Origin of the sequence: Cryobacterium sp. SO1, assembly GCF_004210215.2 — a bacterium.
In the GTDB taxonomy this organism is placed as follows: Bacteria; Actinomycetota; Actinomycetes; order Actinomycetales; family Microbacteriaceae; genus Cryobacterium.
This window is the reverse complement of the sequence record NZ_CP067394.1, coordinates 686,411-704,557: the sequence shown is the minus strand read 5'-3', so window position 1 is coordinate 704,557 and position 18,147 is coordinate 686,411. Positions and strand designations below refer to the sequence as shown.

The 18,147-nt window shown below is 69.4% G+C and carries 15 protein-coding genes; 10 read left to right on the top strand and 5 right to left on the bottom strand.

The genetic code is table 11. From position 1 onward, the window contains the following. Window positions 1-3: 3 nt before the first annotated feature. The 4 genes from BJQ95_RS03285 to BJQ95_RS03270 all read right to left on the bottom strand — a co-directional run bounded on the left by BJQ95_RS03285 (window position 4) and on the right by BJQ95_RS03270 (window position 4,417). The gene (locus tag BJQ95_RS03285) at window positions 4-1,194 is read right to left on the bottom strand and encodes a bifunctional 2-methylcitrate synthase/citrate synthase (RefSeq protein ID WP_130177198.1); all 1,191 of its coding nucleotides are present in this window, start codon (window positions 1,192-1,194) and stop codon (window positions 4-6) included. A gap of 69 nt (window positions 1,195-1,263) precedes the next feature. Continuing rightward, window positions 1,264-2,172 (bottom strand): methylisocitrate lyase, encoded by a 909-nt coding sequence (gene prpB / locus BJQ95_RS03280; protein ID WP_130177197.1) that lies wholly within the window; start codon window positions 2,170-2,172, stop codon window positions 1,264-1,266. Next, window positions 2,172-3,707: an MmgE/PrpD family protein gene (locus BJQ95_RS03275; RefSeq protein ID WP_130177196.1), complete on the bottom strand. Its 1,536-nt coding sequence runs from the start codon at window positions 3,705-3,707 to the stop codon at window positions 2,172-2,174. The genes prpB and BJQ95_RS03275 overlap by 1 nt, the downstream gene beginning before the upstream one ends. A gap of 26 nt (window positions 3,708-3,733) precedes the next feature. Further along, the gene (locus BJQ95_RS03270; protein WP_256041508.1) at window positions 3,734-4,417 is read right to left on the bottom strand and encodes a GntR family transcriptional regulator; all 684 of its coding nucleotides are present in this window, start codon (window positions 4,415-4,417) and stop codon (window positions 3,734-3,736) included. An 89-nt stretch (window positions 4,418-4,506) separates the two neighbouring features. On the opposite strand from BJQ95_RS03270, the gene BJQ95_RS03265 reads away from it, so the two are divergent. The 3 genes from BJQ95_RS03265 (at window position 4,507) to BJQ95_RS03255 (ending at window position 8,582) form a co-directional block, all read left to right on the top strand. Next, window positions 4,507-6,477, top strand: coding sequence for an AMP-binding protein (locus BJQ95_RS03265; protein WP_256041507.1), 1,971 nt, complete (start codon window positions 4,507-4,509; stop codon window positions 6,475-6,477). 111 nt (window positions 6,478-6,588) lie between these two features. Further along, a complete protein-coding gene (locus tag BJQ95_RS03260; protein WP_130178607.1) occupies window positions 6,589-6,936 on the top strand; it encodes a DUF485 domain-containing protein in 348 nt (115 codons plus the stop codon). Beyond that, window positions 6,933-8,582, top strand: coding sequence for a cation acetate symporter (locus BJQ95_RS03255; protein ID WP_130178608.1), 1,650 nt, complete (start codon window positions 6,933-6,935; stop codon window positions 8,580-8,582). The genes BJQ95_RS03260 and BJQ95_RS03255 overlap by 4 nt, the downstream gene beginning before the upstream one ends. A gap of 94 nt (window positions 8,583-8,676) precedes the next feature. Here the strand turns inward: BJQ95_RS03255 and BJQ95_RS03250 are convergent, their stop codons facing one another. Further along, a complete protein-coding gene (locus tag BJQ95_RS03250) occupies window positions 8,677-9,489 on the bottom strand; it encodes an SDR family NAD(P)-dependent oxidoreductase (RefSeq protein WP_130178609.1) in 813 nt (270 codons plus the stop codon). A 29-nt stretch (window positions 9,490-9,518) separates the two neighbouring features. On the opposite strand from BJQ95_RS03250, the gene BJQ95_RS03245 reads away from it, so the two are divergent. From BJQ95_RS03245 to BJQ95_RS03215, 7 genes are all read left to right on the top strand, one after another. Beyond that, window positions 9,519-10,625, top strand: coding sequence for an acyltransferase family protein (locus tag BJQ95_RS03245; RefSeq protein ID WP_130178610.1), 1,107 nt, complete (start codon window positions 9,519-9,521; stop codon window positions 10,623-10,625). 132 nt (window positions 10,626-10,757) lie between these two features. Next, complete coding sequence (locus BJQ95_RS03240; RefSeq protein WP_130178611.1) at window positions 10,758-12,086, top strand: bifunctional o-acetylhomoserine/o-acetylserine sulfhydrylase; 1,329 nt, start codon at window positions 10,758-10,760, stop codon at window positions 12,084-12,086. Between the two features lie 66 nt (window positions 12,087-12,152). Beyond that, window positions 12,153-13,346, top strand: a complete 1,194-nt coding sequence (locus BJQ95_RS03235) for a homoserine O-acetyltransferase (protein WP_130178612.1) — start codon at window positions 12,153-12,155, stop codon at window positions 13,344-13,346. A gap of 45 nt (window positions 13,347-13,391) precedes the next feature. Continuing rightward, window positions 13,392-14,879, top strand: a complete 1,488-nt coding sequence (locus BJQ95_RS03230) for a DUF4389 domain-containing protein (RefSeq protein ID WP_256041506.1) — start codon at window positions 13,392-13,394, stop codon at window positions 14,877-14,879. Then, on the top strand, window positions 14,866-15,540 hold the full coding sequence (locus BJQ95_RS03225) for a hypothetical protein (RefSeq protein ID WP_130178613.1): 675 nt from the start codon (window positions 14,866-14,868) through the stop codon (window positions 15,538-15,540). Before BJQ95_RS03230 ends, BJQ95_RS03225 begins: the two co-directional genes overlap by 14 nt. Before the next feature lie 57 nt (window positions 15,541-15,597). Then, a complete protein-coding gene (locus BJQ95_RS03220; RefSeq protein WP_130178614.1) occupies window positions 15,598-16,767 on the top strand; it encodes a sensor histidine kinase in 1,170 nt (389 codons plus the stop codon). Next, on the top strand, window positions 16,764-18,059 hold the full coding sequence (locus BJQ95_RS03215; protein ID WP_130178615.1) for a hypothetical protein: 1,296 nt from the start codon (window positions 16,764-16,766) through the stop codon (window positions 18,057-18,059). Before BJQ95_RS03220 ends, BJQ95_RS03215 begins: the two co-directional genes overlap by 4 nt. Window positions 18,060-18,147: the final 88 nt, after the last annotated feature.

Here is an 18,147-nt window from a genome sequence, read left to right as displayed (position 1 = left end):
GGCTCAGAGCACCTCGCCCGCCGCGGCCGGCGGAACGTGTCGCTCCGGCGTTCCGGTGTAGAACGACAGCGGTCGGATCAGCGCGTTCGCGGCCAGCTGTTCCATGATGTGCGCGGTCCAGCCGGTCACCCGGGCCGCGACGAAGATCGGTGTGAAGGTGGCGGTGTCGAACCCCATCAGGTGGTACGCCGGGCCGGCCGGGTAGTCCAGGTTGGGCAGGATGCCGGTGCGCGCGCTCATGCCGTCGGCCAGCGCGTCGTACAGGGCAAGCAGGTCGGGCCGGTCGTAGTGCTCGATCAGGGTGAGCAGGGCCGCGTGCATGGTGGGCACCCGGGAATCGCCGTGCTTGTAGACCCGGTGGCCGAAGCCCATCACCTTGCGCTTGTGCGCGAGGGTGTCGTCGAGCCAGAGCCCGGCGCGCTCGGCCGACCCGTCGCCCAGGCCGATCTCGCCGAAGATGTGCATCACGGCCTCGTTAGCGCCGCCGTGCAGCGGACCCTTGAGCGCCCCGACCGCCCCGGTCACGGCCGAGTAGAGGTCGGAGAGGGTGGAGGTGATCACTCGGGCCGTGAAGGTGGACGCGTTGAAGGAATGCTCGGCGTACATGATCATCGACACGTCGAAGGCCTCGACGACCTCGACCTCCTGCACCTCGCCGAAGGTCATGTAGAGGAAGTTCGCCGAGTAGCCCAGGTCGTCGCGCGGTTCGACGAGGTCGAGGCCGTGCCGGCGACGCTGGTCGTAGGAGACGATGGCGGGCAGCTGCGCGAACAACCGCAGCGACTTGGCCAGGTTCGCCTCCACCGACGAGTCCGGGGTGCTGAGGTCGTTGGCGCCGATCACGCTCACCGCGGTGCGCACCACGTCCATCGGGTCGGCGGAGGTCGGGATTTCATCGATCACCCGGCGCACCGAGTGGTCCAGGCGCCGCAGCGACCGCTCAGCGCTCTCGAATTCGGCCAGTTGCGCGTCGCCCGGCAGTTCCCCATACCAGAGCAGGTAGGCGACTTCCTCGAAGCTCCTCTGCGCGGCCAGTTCCTGCACCGGATAACCGCGGTAGAGCAGCGAGTTGGAGTCGGGGTTGACCCTGGACACCGCCGTCGTGTCGGCCACCACCCCGGCCAGGCCGCGGTGGATCTCCGGCCCGGCCTGCTGGTGCACCGCGGGCGGGTTGATGGGCTGGTTGATGGTCATTTCGCTCCTTTGCGTCCTGAAGTAGCCGTGCTGGTTCTGCTGGTGTGGTGTTGCTGGTGTGGTGCTGGGCTAGCCGTCGTGACCGCCCAGAGTGAAGTTGAAGATCCCCGAATCGAAGCGATTGTAAGCCTCGTAGTCCAGCAGCTGATAGAGCTCCGCACGGGTTTGCATCGCAGGCAGGGCACTGGTCAGGGAGCCTTCGGCGATGATGGTGTCCAGACCCCGCTCGGCCGCGCCCATCGCCAGGCGCAGCAGCGACACCGGGAAGATCACCAGGTTGATGCCGACGCTTTCGAGCTGGTCCACCCGGAACAGTTCGCTCTTGCCGAACTCAGTCATGTTGGCCAAGATCGGCACGTCCACCGCGGCCCGGATGGCTTCGAACTCGGCCAGGGTGCCCAGGGCCTCGGGGAAGATCGCGTCGGCGCCGGCATCCGCCAAGGCCTTCGCCCGGTCGATCGCCGCGTCCAGTCCGTCGACGGCGCGGATGTCGGTGCGCGCCATCACGAGCAGGTTCGCATCCCGCCGGGCGTCCACGGCAGCACGGATGCGCTTGAGGGCTGTGTCGGTGTCCACGACCTGCTTGCCGTCCAGGTGCCCGCAGCGCTTGGGGTTGACCTGGTCCTCGATGTGCAGACCCGCCACGCCGGCGTCCTCGAGGGTCTGCACGGTGCGGGCCACGTTCATCGGCTCGCCGAAGCCGGTGTCGGCGTCCACCAGGGTGGGAAGGTCGGTCATCCGGGAGATCTGCTGGCTGCGCCCGGCGACCTCGGTGAGGGCGGTCAGGCCGATGTCGGGCAGGCCGAGGTCGGCGGCGAGTACGGCGCCGGAAATGTAGACGCCCTCGAAGCCCTTGGCCTGGATCAGCTTGGCGGAGAGCGGGTTGAACGCGCCGGGGAAGCGCAGCAGGCTGCCGCCGGCGAGGTCGGCGCGGAGCTGAGCGCGCTTGGCCGCGGGGGTGAGTCCGGAGTAGAGCATCAGAAGATTCCGTTCAGGCTGGGCAGCGGGTCGAAGAGGCCGGGTCTGGCCACCAGGGTGAGCGTGCCGAGTTCGGTGCCGGTGAGCTCGGGCAACCGCTGGGCGAGGCCGAGGAACCGTTCAATCTCGGGTTCGGCCAGGGCAGCACCGGCGAGCAGCCGGAACTTGGCGACGTAGTCCTCCCGCACGAACGGGCGGGCGCCGAGCGGATGCGCATCCGCCACGGCCAGTTCGTCGACCAGGCGGGTGCCGTCGACCAGCAGGATCTCCACCCGGCCGCCGAACGCCTTCTCGGCGGGGTCGGTGGAGTGGTAGCGGCGGGTCCACTCGGCGTCTTCGCTGGTGGTCACGGTGTTCCACAGGGCCACGGTGTCGGCCCGTCTGGCCCGCTGGGGCCGGTAGGAGTCTTCGTGGTGCCAAGCGCCGTCCTGCAGGGCCACGGTGAAGATGTACGGCACCGAATGGTCCAGGGTCTCCCGGCTGGCCCGCGGGTCGTACTTCTGCGGGTCGTTGGCGCCGGAACCGATCACGTTGTGGGTGTGGTGCGAGGTGTGGATCACGATCGACCGGATCGCGCCGGGCGCCAGGATCTCGGGATGCTCACGGTGGAGCTTCCGGGCCAGGTCGATGAGCGCCTGGGCCTGGTACTCGGCGGAGTGTTCCTTGGTGAAGCTGTCCAGGATCGCGCGCTTGGGCTCGCCGCCGGCCGGCAGTGACACGTCGTAGCCGGCATCCGGCCCGTCGAGCAGCCAGGCGATCACGCCGTCCTCGCCCTCGTAGATCGGGGTGGGGCTGGTCTGGCCGCGCATGGCCCGGTCCACGGCCTCAACCGCCATCTTGCCGGCGAAGGCCGGCGCGTACGCCTTCCAGCTGGAGATCTCGCCCTTGCGGGACTGCCGGGTGGCTGTGGTGGTGTGCAGGGCCTGGCCGATGGCCTGGAAGATCGTGTCGGGATCGAGCCCGAGCAGGGTGCCGATGCCGGCGGCGGCCGATGGGCCCAGGTGGGCGACGTGGTCGATCTTGTGCTTGTGCAGGCTGATCGAGCGGGCCAGGTCGATCTGCACCTCGTAGCCGGTGGCGATGCCGCGCACCAGGTCGCGCCCGGTGAGGCCGCGCCCCGCGGCCAGGTGTTGGGCCACGGCCACGATCGGCGGGATGTTGTCACCGGGGTGGGAGTACTCGGCGGCGAGGAAGGTGTCGTGGTAGTCGAGCTCCCGTACGGCCACGCCGTTGGCCCAGGCCGCCCACTCCGGTGAGACCTTGCGGCCGCTGACTGGTCCGAACACCGTGGCGCCGTCGCCGCCGGCCGAGCGGGGATGCGCCAGCGCCTGCGAGCGGGCCGCCGCGACGGGGTCGCGGGTGAGCGAGGCGGCGGCCACGGCGGCGTTGTCGATCACCCGGTTGATGATCATCTCGGTGACGGCGTCGTCGATGGGAACCGGGTCCGCCGCGCAGGCGGCGATCTTCCACGCCAATTGCTCGGTCCGGGCGGGGCTGCTCTCGCTGGGGTGCACGCGCACGTGGGTTGTCTGCACAGGATGGTCCTTTCGAATCGGGGAGGTCAGGAAGTCGTCTCGGTCGCCGCGAGCACCGCGAGCACACTCGCGAGGCTGAGGTGCAGGTGCACGTGGGTGGCGTGCGCGGCGAGCGCCGCATCCCCGCCGATGATCGCGTCGAGGATCAACAGGTGTTCGGCCGCGGCGGCCCGCAACCGCACCGGGTTGCCCCTGGCCACCCGGCGGATGCGGGCGAGGTGGGTGCGCACGGTGTCGAGGGCGCCGACGAGGAAGGAGTTGTCGACGGCGGTGTCGATGGCGGCGTCGAACTCGTCGATCAGGGCGTAATACTCGTGGATCCCGTTCTCACCGGCCTCGAGCAGGGCGGGAGCTGCGACGAACCGCTCGCGCATCGCGGCGAATGCGGAGCGGTCAGCACTGCGGGCGGCCAGGGTCGCTGCGCGCTCCTCCAGGGCCTCGCGCAGCTCGTAGAGATCGTTGATGGACTCGACCGACATCTCGGTCACCGAGAAGCCCCTGCCCCTGCGGCCGGCGACGAGGCCGTCCGCCACGAGCCGCGCCACCGCCGAGCGGAGCGGAGTGCGGGACACGCCGAGCCTGGCGGCCTGTTCCACCTCGAGCAGCACGGTGCCGGCCGGCAGTGTGCCGTCCAGGATCTCATCGCGCAGCATCCGGTAGGCCCGGTCGCTCGCCCGCTCCGGGGCGGACTTCACGGTCTCTGTATACACAAGCGCATTCTATTCCCCTATTGGACAGTTTGTGCAAGACTTACCGCACCTTGTGTATACATGAGAGCTTCAATGGAGAGGTTCGCACCATGACCGAACGCACTGGCACCACTCTCTACCGCGATGTCTGGCGGCGCAGCATCGACGAGCGCGAAGGCTTCTGGCTGGATGCCGCCCGCCAGATCGACTGGGTCAGTCCGCCGTCCGCGGCGCTGACGCAACGCTCCCCCACCGATTACAGCTGGTTCGCCGACGGCACCCTCAACACCAGCTACAACGCCCTCGACCGGCACGTGCTCGCGGGTCGCGGCGACCACACCGCGCTGATCTACGACTCGGCGATGACCGGCACCAAGGCCCGGATCAGCTACAGCCAGCTCCTCGACCGGGTGGCCAGGTTCGCCGGGGTGCTGCGGGCCAACGGCGTGGGCCGGGGCGACCGGGTGGTGGTCTACCTGCCGATGATCCCCGAAGCCGTCGTGGCCATGCTCGCCTGCGCCAGGATCGGGGCCGTGCACTCGGTGGTCTTCGGCGGCTTCGCGGCCAGCGAGCTCGCCGTGCGGATCGACGATGCGCGACCCACGGTGATCGTGACCGCGTCCGGCGGCCTGGAACCGGGTAAGACGGTGCCGTACCTCCCGCTCGTGAACAAGGCCCTCCAGCTGAGCGCCGGCTCGGTCCACACGGTGATCGTGCGGCACCGGGACGCGATCCCCGGCTCGGCCGCTGACTACGCCGACGACACGTCCGTGCGCTGGCTGGACTGGGCGGCGGCCGAGGCCACGGCGACCCCGGCAGAGCCGGTCACCGTGCGCAGCTCAGACCCGCTCTACATCCTCTACACCTCCGGCACCACCGGAAACCCGAAGGGCATCATCCGCGACAACGGCGGCCATGCCGTGGCGTTGACCTGGTCGATGCGCGGGATCTACGACATCGGCCCCGACGACGTGTTCTGGGCCGCGTCAGACGTGGGCTGGGTGGTCGGCCACTCCTACATCGTCTACGCGCCGCTGCTCGCCGGGGCCACCACGGTCATCTACGAGGGCAAGCCGATCGGCACCCCGGATGCCGGCGCCTTCTGGCGGGTGGTGTCGGAGTACCGGGTGAACGCGTTGTTCACCGCGCCCACGGCGATCCGGGCGATCCGACGGGTCGACCCCGAACTGACCGAGCTGGACCGCTACGACGTGTCCAGCCTCACCGCCCTGTTCCTGGCCGGGGAGCGCCTGGACCCGGAGACCTTCCACTGGATCAACGACGGCCTGCACTGCCCGGTCGTGGACCACTGGTGGCAGACCGAGACCGGCTGGGCGATCTGCGCAAATCCGCGCGGCATCCAGGAGCTGCCCACCAAACCCGGCTCCACCGCTGTGCCGGTGCCCGGGTACGACATCGCCATCCTGGACTCGAAGGGGCAGCCGATCACGAAGCTCGGCAAGGACGGCAACATCGCCATCCGGCTGCCGCTGCCACCGGGCTCCCTGCTGGGCATCTGGGGCGGCGCGGAGCGGTTCGCCGACGCCTACCTCACGGCCTTCCCCGGCTACTACGCCACCGGCGACTCCGGGCACCTCGATGCGGACGGGTACCTCTACGTGATGGGACGCACCGACGACGTGATCAACGTCGCCGGCCACCGGCTCTCCACCGGCTCCCTCGAGGAGGTGCTCACCCGGCATCCGGCCGTCGCGGAGTGCGCGGTGCTCGGCGTGCACGACGCGCTGAAGGGCCAGCGGGCCGCCGGTTTCGTCACCCTCAAGGCCGGCTGGGTCGTCGAGCACGACCTGCTCACGGCCGAGCTGGTCAACCTGGTGCGGGAGCACATCGGCCCGGTTGCGGCGTTCCGGGACGTCACCATTCTGGACCGGCTGCCGAAGACCCGTTCGGGCAAGATCCTGCGCAAAACCATCCGCCAGATCGTCGATGGCGAGCCGTACAAGATCCCGCCGACCATCGAAGACCCCACCGTGCTCGACGCCCTCGTGCGCGCCGTCCACCCGGCGCCCGCCGTCCCCGCCGTCCCCCTGATCCCCCTGATCCCCCTGATCCCCGACTAACTGTTCCCCGTGCGGACAATTGCACCCGGCACACCGGGACCAGTTGTCCGCATCGGGAACAGTCTCGCCCGTTTCATCAGCAATCCCCATTCACCGGAGCAAAGGAGCCCCATGAAGGAATCACTGAAAGACACCAGGCCGGAGGGTTCGATCGACTATGTCGCCTTCGAGACCTCCGACCGCTTCGTCAACCTGCAGCGCCGGCGCCGGAGGTTCGTGGTTCCGCTGGCGGTGTTCTTCCTGGTCTGGTACTTCGCGTTCGTGCTGGTGGCCGCGTACCTGCCCGACGTGATGGCGATCAAGGTCGCCGGAAGCATCAACCTGGGCCTGGTGCTAGGCCTGGGCCAGTTCGTCACGACGTTCGCCATCACCATCTGGTACGTCGCATTCTCCAACCGCGTTCTCGACCCGCTGGGCGCTGAGCTGCGCGCCGAGCTCGAGCAGGAGGCCGCCGCATGAGCGCCCTGGGCGTCACCGCTGCCGGCGTCGCGGCCGCGGTCGAACAGGCCACGACCGACCAGGCCGAGACCAATCCGGTCCTGAACATCTCGATCTTCCTGGCCTTCGTGGCCGTCACCCTGGTGATCGTGATCCGGGCGGGCCGCAACAACCGCACCGCCGCCGACTACTACACCGGCGGCCGGTCCTTCACCGGGCCGCAGAACGGGTTCGCGATCGCCGGCGACTACCTCTCGGCGGCGTCGTTCCTCGGCATCGTCGGCGCCATCGCCGTGAACGGCTACGACGGGTTCCTCTACTCGATCGGCTTCCTGGTGGCCTGGCTGGTGGCCCTGCTGCTGGTGGCCGAGCTGATGCGCAACACCGGCAAATTCACCATGGCGGATGTGCTGTCCTTCCGGCTGGCCCAACGGCCGGTGCGCGTCGCCGCGGCCACCACCACGCTGGCGGTGTGCTTCTTCTACCTGCTCGCCCAGATGGCCGGCGCCGGCGGGCTCGTCTCGCTGCTGCTGGGCATCAACGACAAGCTCGGCCAGTCCATCGTCGTCACAGTCGTCGGCGGCCTGATGATCATGTATGTGCTGATCGGCGGCATGAAGGGCACCACATGGGTGCAGATCGTCAAGGCGTTCCTGCTCATCATCGGCGCGGGCGCCATGACGGTGTGGGTCCTGGTGATCAACGGGTTCAACCTGTCCACGCTGCTCGATGCGGCCGTCGCCAACGCCGCGGTCACCCCGGCCGATTCGATCCTGGCGCCCGGCCTGCAATACGGCGGCAACCCGCTGGACTTCATCTCCCTGGCGATCGCGCTGGTGCTCGGCACCGCGGGCCTTCCGCACGTGCTGATGCGTTTCTATACGGTGCCCAGCGCCAAGGAGGCCCGCCGTTCCGTGGTCTGGGCGATCTTCCTGATCGGGGCGTTCTACCTGTTCACCCTGGTGCTCGGCTTCGGTGCCGCGGCCCTCGTGGGCGCCGACACCATCCTCGCCTCCCCCGGCGGGGTCAATTCGGCGGCGCCGCTGCTGTCGCTGGCGCTCGGTGGCCCGCTGCTGCTCGGCTTCATCTCGGCGATCGCGTTCGCGACCATCCTCGCCGTGGTGGCCGGCCTCACCATCACCGCGGCCACCTCGTTCGCGCACGACATCTACGCGAGCGTCATCAAGAAGGGCAAGGGCAACCCCGACGGCGAAGTCAAGATCGCCCGGCGCACCGTCGTGGTGATCGGCATCCTCGCGATTGCCGGCGGCATCGGCGTGCAGGGGCAGAACATCGCGTTCCTGGTGGCCCTGGCATTCGCCGTCGCGGCGAGCGCCAACCTGCCCACGATCCTGTACTCGCTGTTCTGGCGCGGCTTCACCACCCGCGGCGCACTGTGGAGCATGTACGGCGGCCTGGGGTCGGCGATCCTGCTGATCGTGTTCTCGCCGGTGTTCTCCGGCACGCCCACGTCGATGTTCGGTGAGGGTGTGGACTTCGCGATCTACCCGCTGAACAACCCGGGCATCGTCTCGATCCCGCTGGGCTTCTTCCTCGGCTGGCTCGGTTCGGTCACCAGCACCCGCAGGGAGGACCCGAAGCTGGCCGCCGAGATGGCGGTGCGCTCCCTCACCGGGTTCGGGGCCGAGAAGGCCAGCGAGCACTGACCCTCACCAACTGTTCCCCGTACGGACAAGTGCGCCCGGTGTGCCGGGACCATTAGTCCGGACGGGGAACAGTTGCAGCCGGGCCGGGCCGGGGCTAGGCGCGCGGCGCCAGCGGTCCGCGGGCAACCAAGGTCGTTGAGGCCTGGGCGATGGGCTTGACCACCACGAGGTCCAGGTTCACGTGCGCGGGCAGCCCGACGGCGGCCACGACGGTGGCGGCGACGTCGTCGGCCAGCAGCGGGTTCACCACGTCGGTGTACGCCGCGGCCGCCTTGTCGGGGTCGCCGCCGAAACGCACCAGGCCGAATTCCTCGGTCTGCACCATGCCGGGCGCGATCTCGATCACCCGGATCGGCTCACCGTTCAGCTCGAGCCGCAGCACCTCGGTCATGGCGTGCGCGGCGAACTTGGCGGCGTTGTAGCCGCCGCCGCCGAGGTACGCCGTGTGCCCGGCGGTGGAGGTGATGTTGACGATGTCAGCGGATGCCGCGGCCGAGCTTCCCGCGGCGGCGGCGGCATCCGTTTCGGCGGCGATCGAGGCGCGTAGCAACGGCAGCAGGGCGCTGGTGACCCGCTTCACGGCGAGCACGTTGATCTCGAACATCCAGGCCCAGTCGTCGATCGAGCCGGCCTCGACCGAGTCGAGTCCCTTGGCGCCGCCGGCGTTGTTGACCAGGGCGTTCACCGGGCCGGATGCGGCGAGGTAGTCCCGCAGAGCGTCCACCTCGGCCTGCACGGTGAGGTCGGCGGCGAACACGGCCGCGCCGGTCTCCGCGGCGAGGGCGGCGAGCCGGTCGGCGCGGCGGGCCACGCCCACCACATCCCAGCCGTGCTCGCGGAACAGCCGCACGGTGGCCGCTCCGATTCCGCTGCTCGCACCGGTGACCACGACTCTTTTTTTGCCCATTGCCCCATTCTGCCCGGAGAATGGACCCGATGAGTTCGCCGACGAAGACCCCCGCCCCACCTGGCCCGCGCAAGCACAAGCGCCGCGTGCCGTTGTGGGACAACGCCCGCTGGATCGCGATCACCCTGATGGTGATCGGCCACGCCATCCTCAAGCTGATCGGAGAATCCGACCCGGCCTACGGTGTCTATCTCTTCATCTACGCCTTCCACGTTCCGGTGTTCGTCGCCGTCAGCGGCTATTTCGCCAAGTCCGGTCCGCCGGGTCCGCGCCAGATGCACCGGCTGATCACCGACGTGGTCTTCCCGTACCTGATCTTCCAGACCATCTGGACGCTGGTCAGCTGGGCGCTCAGCGGCACCCTCAAGGTGGACTACGCCGCCCCGGCCTGGACGCTGTGGTTCCTGATCGCCCTGACGATCTGGCGCGTGGTGCTGCCGTACCTGGTGCTGATGCGTTACCCGCTGCTGATCAGCATCGCGATCTCGGTGGGCGCCGGGTACGTCGGCGACATCGACAGCACCTTCTCGCTCTCGCGCACATTGGGGCTGCTGCCGTTCTTCGTCTTCGGCTGGAAGCTGCGCCAGTGGCCGCTCACGGCCAGGTGGATGCACCTGCACCCGGCCGCGGTGTGGCGTTGGCGCTCCGGCGCGATCGCTCTGTTCGGCGCCCTCGCCCTCGCCATCACGGTGAACATCGGCGGGGTGCGGGACCTTCGACTGCGCAGCTTCACCCTGTACGACGAGGCTTACTGGCAGTTCGGCTACGACCAGTTCTGGGCCGGGGTCATCCGGCTGGGCCTGATGATGGCGTCCTTCGCCTTCATCCTGGCCTTCCTCATGCTGATGCCGCGCCGGGCCACCTGGTTCACGCCGCTGGGCGCCGCCACCATGTACATCTACCTGCTGCACTCCTTCCTGCTCTACCCGCTGCGCGAGACCGGGGTGCTCGACGGTCCCCAACCGCCGTGGATGCTGCCGGCCGTGATCCTGCTGGCCATCGGCATCTCGGTGCTGCTGTCGCTGCCCGTGGTGAAACGCGTCTTCAGGCCGCTGGTGGAGCCGAGGCTGCGCTGGTTGTTCAGGCAGGAGCCGTCCACCCACACGGGCACCATCGTGCTGCCGCACGACAGATGACGTTGTGTTTCACGGATCGTTGTCGCCGGGACGCGCCGGTCTATGGTTGCAGCAGAGCAGCGGGGCATCTGATTCCGCGCACCGTCGATTCCTCGGGCTTGCCGGCTCGAGCACGAACAGGGAGACCGACCCATGAGCGATTCCGCCGACTGGAAGTTCGAAACCAAGCAGGTCCACTCCGGGGCCCGCCCTGACCCCGTGACCAACGCCAGGGCCACACCGATCTACCAGACCACCTCGTACGTCTTCAACAACGCCGAACACGCCCAGAACCTGTTCGCGCTGGCCGAATTCGGCAACATCTACACCCGCATCCAGAACCCGACCCAGGCCGTGGTCGAGGAACGCGTCGCCGCCCTCGAAGGCGGCACCGGCGCCCTGCTGGTGGCCTCGGGCCAGGCGGCCTCGACCTTCGCGGTGCTCAACATCGCCCAGGCCGGCGACCACATCGTGTCGTCCAGCTCGATCTACGGCGGCACCTACAACCTCTTCAAGTACACCCTGGCGAAGCTCGGCATCGAAACCACCTTCGTCGAAGACCAGGACGACGCCGCCGCGTGGGCCCGGGCGGTGCGACCGAACACCAAGTTGTTCTTCGCCGAGACCATCGGCAACCCCAAGATCAACGTGCTCGACATCGCGCTGGTCGCCGACGTGGCGCACGCCAACGGGGTGCCGTTGATCGTGGACAACACCATCGCCACGCCGTACCTGATCCGCCCGTTCGAGCACGGCGCCGACATCGTCGTACACTCGGCCACCAAGTTCCTCGGCGGCCACGGCACCATCATCGGCGGCGTCGTCGTCGACGGCGGCCTGTTCGAATGGTCGGCCAACGTGGAGAAATTCCCCGGGCTCACCGAACCCGACCCGTCCTACCACGGCGCCAGCTACACCGCCGCGGTCGGCGACGCCCTCGCCTTCATCATCAAGGCCCGGGTGCAGTTGCTGCGCGACCTGGGCAGCGCGATCGCCCCGGCGAGCGCCTGGCAACTCATCCAGGGCATTGAGACGCTGAGCCTCCGCATCGAACGGCACGTGTCCAACGCACAGACCATCGCGGAGTTCCTCGAGAACCACCCCGACATCGCCTCGGTCAACTACGCCGGGCTGCCGTCCAGCCCCTGGTACGCGACCGCGAACAAGTACGCCCCGCTGGGCGTCGGCGCGGTGCTCTCGTTCGAACTCAAGGGCGGGGTGGATGCCGGACGGGCGCTGGTGGACAACCTCAGCCTGTTCAGCCACCTGGCGAACATCGGCGATGTGCGCTCGCTGGTGATCCACCCGGCGTCGACCACGCACGCCCAGCTCACCCCGGAGCAGCAGCTCACCGCGGGTGTGACGCCGGGCCTGGTGCGCCTGTCGCTGGGCATCGAGAACGTCGTCGACCTGCAGGCCGACCTGGAAGCCGGCCTGGCCGCCGCCCGCGCCGTGGTCACGGCGTCCCGCTCGAACGCCTAGGCCGCTCCCGGCCCGCATGACGTAACATTCGGCGGCCACGGCCGAACCTGGCCACAATGGAGCCGTATGGAATGGCAATACTCCGCGGACTCCGTCCCGTCCAGCCTCGTCACCGACGCGCAGGCGCGCTCCGTGCTGGGCAAGCCGCCCGTGACGGGTGCCTGGCGCGACGGCGACCCGGTGGGCGGCCGCCGGTTCGTCGACATCGGCGCCCTCGACCTCGAGGTCGGCGGGCGCCTGCCCGCGGTGCGAATCGCCTACGAATCCTGGGGCGAATTGAACGCAGCCGGGGACAACGCGGTACTGGTGTTGCACGCGCTCACCGGGGACAGCCATGTCGTCGGCGCGCCGGGGCCCGGGCATCCGACAGCCGGCTGGTGGAGCGGCATCGTGGGCCGGGGCCTCGCGATCGACACCGACCGCTGGTTCGTGGTGGCGCCGAACATGCTCGGCGGCTGCCAGGGCAGCACCGGGCCCGCCTCCTTCGCGCCGGACGGCTCGGAGTGGGGACCCCGGTTCCCCTACCTGACCATCCGCGACCAGGTGGCGGCGCAGGTGGCCTTCAGCGACCGCTTGGGCATCACCACCTGGGCTGCCGTCATCGGCGGTTCCATGGGCGGCATGCACGTGCTGGAGTGGGGCATCGACCACCCCGGCCGGGTCGCCCGGCTCGGTATCCTCGCCGCGCCGCCGATCACGACGGCCGACCAGATCGCACTGAACTCGGTGCAGATCGAGGCGATCCGCACTGACCCGCTGTTCCGCGCCGGCGACTACTACGACGCCGAGGCCGGTGACGGCCCGAGCCGGGGCCTCGCCCTGGCCAGACGGATGGCACTGCTCAATTACCGCAGCCCGTCCGAGCTCAATGTCCGCTTCGAGCGCACCTGGCAGAGCGACATCACCCCGCTGGGCGCCCACGGCCGGTTCGCCGTGGAGTCCTACCTGGACTTCCACGGCAACAAGTTCACCCGCCGGTTCGACGCGAACAGTTACATCACCCTGGTCGAGGCGATGAACTCGCACGACATCGGCCGCGGCCGGGGCGGCGTGACGGCTGCCCTGGCCCGGATCACAGCACGTACCCTCGTCGTGGGCATCGACAGCGACAGGCTGTTCCCGCTCGACGGCCAGCGGATCATCGCGGCCGGCCTCGGCCGCGGCGGCGAACCCGTCGTCCTCGAGTCCGGCTACGGCCACGACGGGTTCCTGATCGAGAACGCGGCCGTCGGCGCGACACTGAGGAGCCTGCTGGGCTGAGCCGGAGGGTTGACAGTCCCCTGGTTCGGGAGAACTCTGACTGCCATGAAACCAGGACCGCTCATCATGCTGCTGATCGGCACAATCCTTGCGCTGATCGGCCTCGGAATGACGATCACCGGCACCGTCGCTGCCGTCGCCGCCGGCGTGCAGGGCGAGAACGGATACTTCTCGACCCGCACCGTCCCCCTGGTCGCGGACTCCTACGCGCTGACCAGTCCCCCGGTCGGACCGGTCACAACCACGGGAACGCCCCCGCCGTTGAACCTCGACGTCGCCCGCATCCGCTTGGTCGCGACGGGCGCCAACGACGACCCCGTGTTCCTCGGGATCGCTCCGCAGGCCGATGTCGACGACTACCTGGCCAACGTGGCACACACCGAGGTGCGCGGCGTCGAGTCCACACCGTTCCGCGCGCGTTACGGCGAGATCGCCGGGACCGATCGCCCCGAACCGCCCACGGATCAGGATTTCTGGACCGTCAGCGCGTCAGGGCCGGGCAGCCAGGAGATCACCTGGCCGGTGCAGCCGGGGTCCTGGGCCATCGTGGTGATGAACGAAGACGGCAGCCGCCCCGTCGCCGTGCAGGTCAGCGCGGGTGTGCGCTCCGGGCTCCTGGCGCCGGCGGCTCTCACCCTGCTGGTGATCGGTATCCTGGCGTTGGTGATCGGCCTGGTCCTGGTGATCCTCGGCGTGATCGGCCTCGGCCGGAACGGGCCGGCGCCGTCCAGTCGCGCCGACGCGGCAATGCCCCCCGGCGCATCCACCGGCCAGCCCGCCGCCGATCCCGACCGGCCGGGCGCGGACTATCCGGCCCGCCTGAACGGGTGGCTCGACCCCGGCGTCTCCCGGGCGCTCTGGCTGGTGAAGTGGATCCTGGTCATCCCGCACCTCATCGTGCTCTTCTTCCTCTGGTTCGGGCTGTGGATCGGCACCATCGTGGCCGGGTTCGCGATCCTCTTCACCGGGCGGTACCCGCGGTCGATCTTCAACTACAGCGTGGGCGTGCTGCGCTGGAACTGGCGGGTGGGTTTCTACTCGTACTCCGCTCTCGGCACCGACAGGTACCCGCCGTTCACCCTCGCGGCCACCGACTACCCGGCCGACCTCGAGGTGGACTATCCAGAGCGCCTGTCGCGCGGTCTGGTGCTGGTGAAGTGGTGGCTGCTCGTGATCCCGCACCTGTTCATCCTGGCGATCATCGCCGGCGGAAGCTGGGGCTGGACCGCGAACGGGATGAACGGCTGGGGCGCCGACGCCGGCACCGGCTTTTCGCTCCTGGGCATCCTGGTGCTCATCGCCGCCGTGATCCTGCTCTTCAGCGGACGCTACCGGCGTGGAATCTTCGACCTCATCCTCGGCCTCAACCGCTGGCTGTACCGGGTGATCGTCTACATCACCCTGATGCGTGACGAGTACCCGCCGTTCCGGCTCGACCAGGGCCCGATCGACCCGGGCTCAGTTCCCCTGCGCACCGTGACATCCGGCCCCGGCCCATCCGGTTTCCCCGTCGCTCGCGATGACGGTCGATAGGGCGTTCCCCGGCCCCCGGCCCCCGGGCGGCCCCGACCGGGCCGACAGGTTCCTACGCAGCTGGCTGCTCTGGGTCAGCCTCGGCGAGACCGTTGGTTTCCTCGCCCCGGTCCTGGCGCAGCTGGCCTTCGGCGGCTCAGCCGTGGTGGCACCCGCGCTGATCCTGGCCGGCGCGATCGAGGGCACAGTGCTCGGGTGGACCCAGTCGACGGTGCTCCGCAGCCGGCTGCCGGCGCTGTCCAGGCAGCGCTGGGTGGGCGTAACGGCGATCGGCGCTGCGGCGGCCTGGTTCGTCGGGCTGTTGCCGGCCGAGTGGGCCGATGTCTGGCAGCGCTGGCCGGCGGCCGGGCAGGCCGCCGCCGCCGCCGTGGTCGCCACCGTCCTGCTCTGTGCTCTCGGCTACGCCCAGTGGTTCGAGTTGCGCCGGCACCTCAAGGGCGCCGGGTGGTGGATCCTCGGCAGCGCCGCCGCCTGGTGCGCCGGCCTGGCCGTCTTCTTCGCCGTCGCCACCCCGCTATGGCAGCCGGGCCAATCCGAGGGCCTTATCCTGTTCATCGGGGTGCTCGCGGGCGCCCTGATGGCGCTCACCATGGCCCTGGTGAGCGGCCTGGTTTTGCATTTGCTTCTGCGTCAGAAAGAAAGTCCTAGTCAACCGGCGTAAACCGGCACCCGGGCCGATAGGGTGACCTGTAGAGCACTCATGAGGAGCACTGCATCCATGCCACGCATTGCCAGAGAGCGCGATCGAGTCCTTCGGCGGTCCGCCCGGGCGACCGGGCTGACCGCTTCGGTGATGTCGCTGGCCTACCTGGCCGTGCCGGGCGGGCTCGATGCCCCGGTGATCCTGTTCTCCGCGACCCTGATCCTCCTGATGATCGGCTGCCAGTATGTTCTCGGCCAGAGCGGCGCCCTGCGCTGGGTGCTGTGCATCGTGCTGCTCGGCAACGCCGTGATCCTCGTCATCGGGCTGACCACGCGGGTGGATGTGGGCCTTACCGCCGTCGGGGAGTCGCTGATCGGCACCATCGCCGCCGCCGCGATCAGCTGCGTCGCCCCGGTGCTCGTGGTCGGTCCGCAGCGCCAGCTGGTGCTCTTCGGGTCGTTCGGCGTGACCGTAGCCGCGGTCGCGCTGGTCACCATCACCGCCGGCGGCTCGGTACTCCCCCTCGCCCTGACCGTGTGCGGGTGGACCGCCCTGTCGCTGGGCGGCTGGTGGATCGCACAAAGCGTGCCTCGAGTGCTGCAGCGGGTCGCGGCGATCGGGCGGGCGCACCAGGCCGAACGACACGCGAGCGAACTCGAGGCGCAACGCCGGCAGGGCGCCAGACTGCTGCACGACACCGTGCTGGCCACCCTCACCCTCCTCGCGCATTCGGGCGTCGGGGTCAGTCCAGCCGCCCTCCGCCAGCAGTCGGGCGACGACGCCCGCCTGCTCCGCCAGCTGCGCCTGGGCGCTCTGCCCACCCCCAGCCGGTCCGGGGTGTACACCCTTGAGCCGGCCAACACCTCGATGCTCGGCAGCACCCTCGAGTCGGTGAAGCAACGGTTCGGCCGGATGGGACTCGAGGTCGACTGGCACGGCAGCGGCCAGGTACTGCTGCCCAGTGACGTGCTCGATTCATTCCTCCTCGCTCTCGGCGAGTGCCTCGAAAACGTGCGCAGGCACTCCGGCGTCACCCGCGCCGACGTTACGATCTCCGACGACGACACCACGGTGCGCGCCATGGTGACGGATGCCGGCCGGGGGTTCGACCTCAGTGCCGTCGGCACCGAACGGCTCGGTTTCGCCGAATCCGTCGTCGCGCGGCTGCGGGATGTCGGCGGCAACGCCCGGCTGTTCTCCTCCCCGGGCTCCGGCACCACTGTCGTCCTCGAGGTGCCCAAATGACCACGCCGCCCGCCCCCGCGACCGCGGGCCCCACGGGCCCCGCAGGCGGATCCTCGTCGGCCAAGGCCTACCGACAGCTGCTCGAAGAGCAGCGCGACGAACGCCGCCGCACCTTCCGCCGCCCGCAACGCACCGTCGACACCACCAGGGCCAACCGCACCGACCTCGGCAGCCGGCACCTCGGATTCGGCATTTCCCTCGGCGGCGGCGTCGTGGCCATGTTCCTGCTCTGGCGGTTCGCGATGCAGTGGGACGGCTACCCGGACCCGTTGCCGACGCTGGCGGCCTGGATCGTCTTGCTGCTCGCCACCGTCGCCACCCTGGTCGTGGTCAACCGGCTGCCGGACCGGATGCCGACCTGGCTGTTCCTGGCCGCCCTCGCCGCCGGCGAGGTCGTCGTCGGGCTCGACCTGGCCGGCTACGGCCACGGCGGCGCCGGCGGCACCTACCCCACCGCGGCGGCCGCGGTCGGTGCGCTCTTCGCCGTCCTGGTGTCGGTGCGGCGCGGCCGCGAGATCGTGGCTGCCACCCTCGTCCTCGGCGCCGTGATCGCGGCAGGTTCGGTCACCGCGGCACGCACCGATCCCGAGGTCGTGGCCACCGCCATCCTCACCATCGGCCTGTGCATGTTCCCCCCATTGCTGGGGGTGTCGATCGTGCGAGGCTTCCGCCGCATGGTGCAGCGTGAGCTGGACCTGGTGCTCGTGCAGAGCACGATCAGCCAGCCGTCCTCCGCGGTCGGCATGCTCGCCTCGGAGGAGCTGGCCCGCATCGACCTGGACGCCGAGACGCTGCTCGACGACGTTGCGACGGGGCGCACGGCTCTGCCGCTGAGCGCGGCGAAGTCTGCGGCGGCGACCTCCCTGGCCACCCAGTTGCGCCTGCACCTGATCGAGGGCCGCCGGGAGACCTGGCTACACCACGCGCTGACGGAGTCGGAGTTCCTCGGTCCCGCAGTCAACCTGGACGACCCCGCCGGGCTGGCCGGCCAGCTCTCCCCTATGCAACGGGATGCCCTGCTCCTGGCGATTTGGCTTCTGATCAGCGACACCGAGGGCGCTGAGCCGACGGTTTCGCTCGTTTTCGGGCCCTTTGGCCGTACTCATGGCCACATTATCGGCGAGATGCTTCGATTTCCGATCAAAATGATCATCGAGGGGGTCCCCCGGCGACGGGTGGACCCGGAGACGTGGCAAGCTATCCGAGTAGTGGGCCCTCACATCGATTCCGTGCGAAGTGGGCAACTCCACGTCGACATCGAATGCAGTATCGACAATCCTGCGGACGCGTAGCCGTGCACTATGCACGGAAGCGCCCCGACAGGGCAACACGCAACAGGAGGCAGCAGTGACGAACGCAGCAGTGACGCTCATCGAAAAC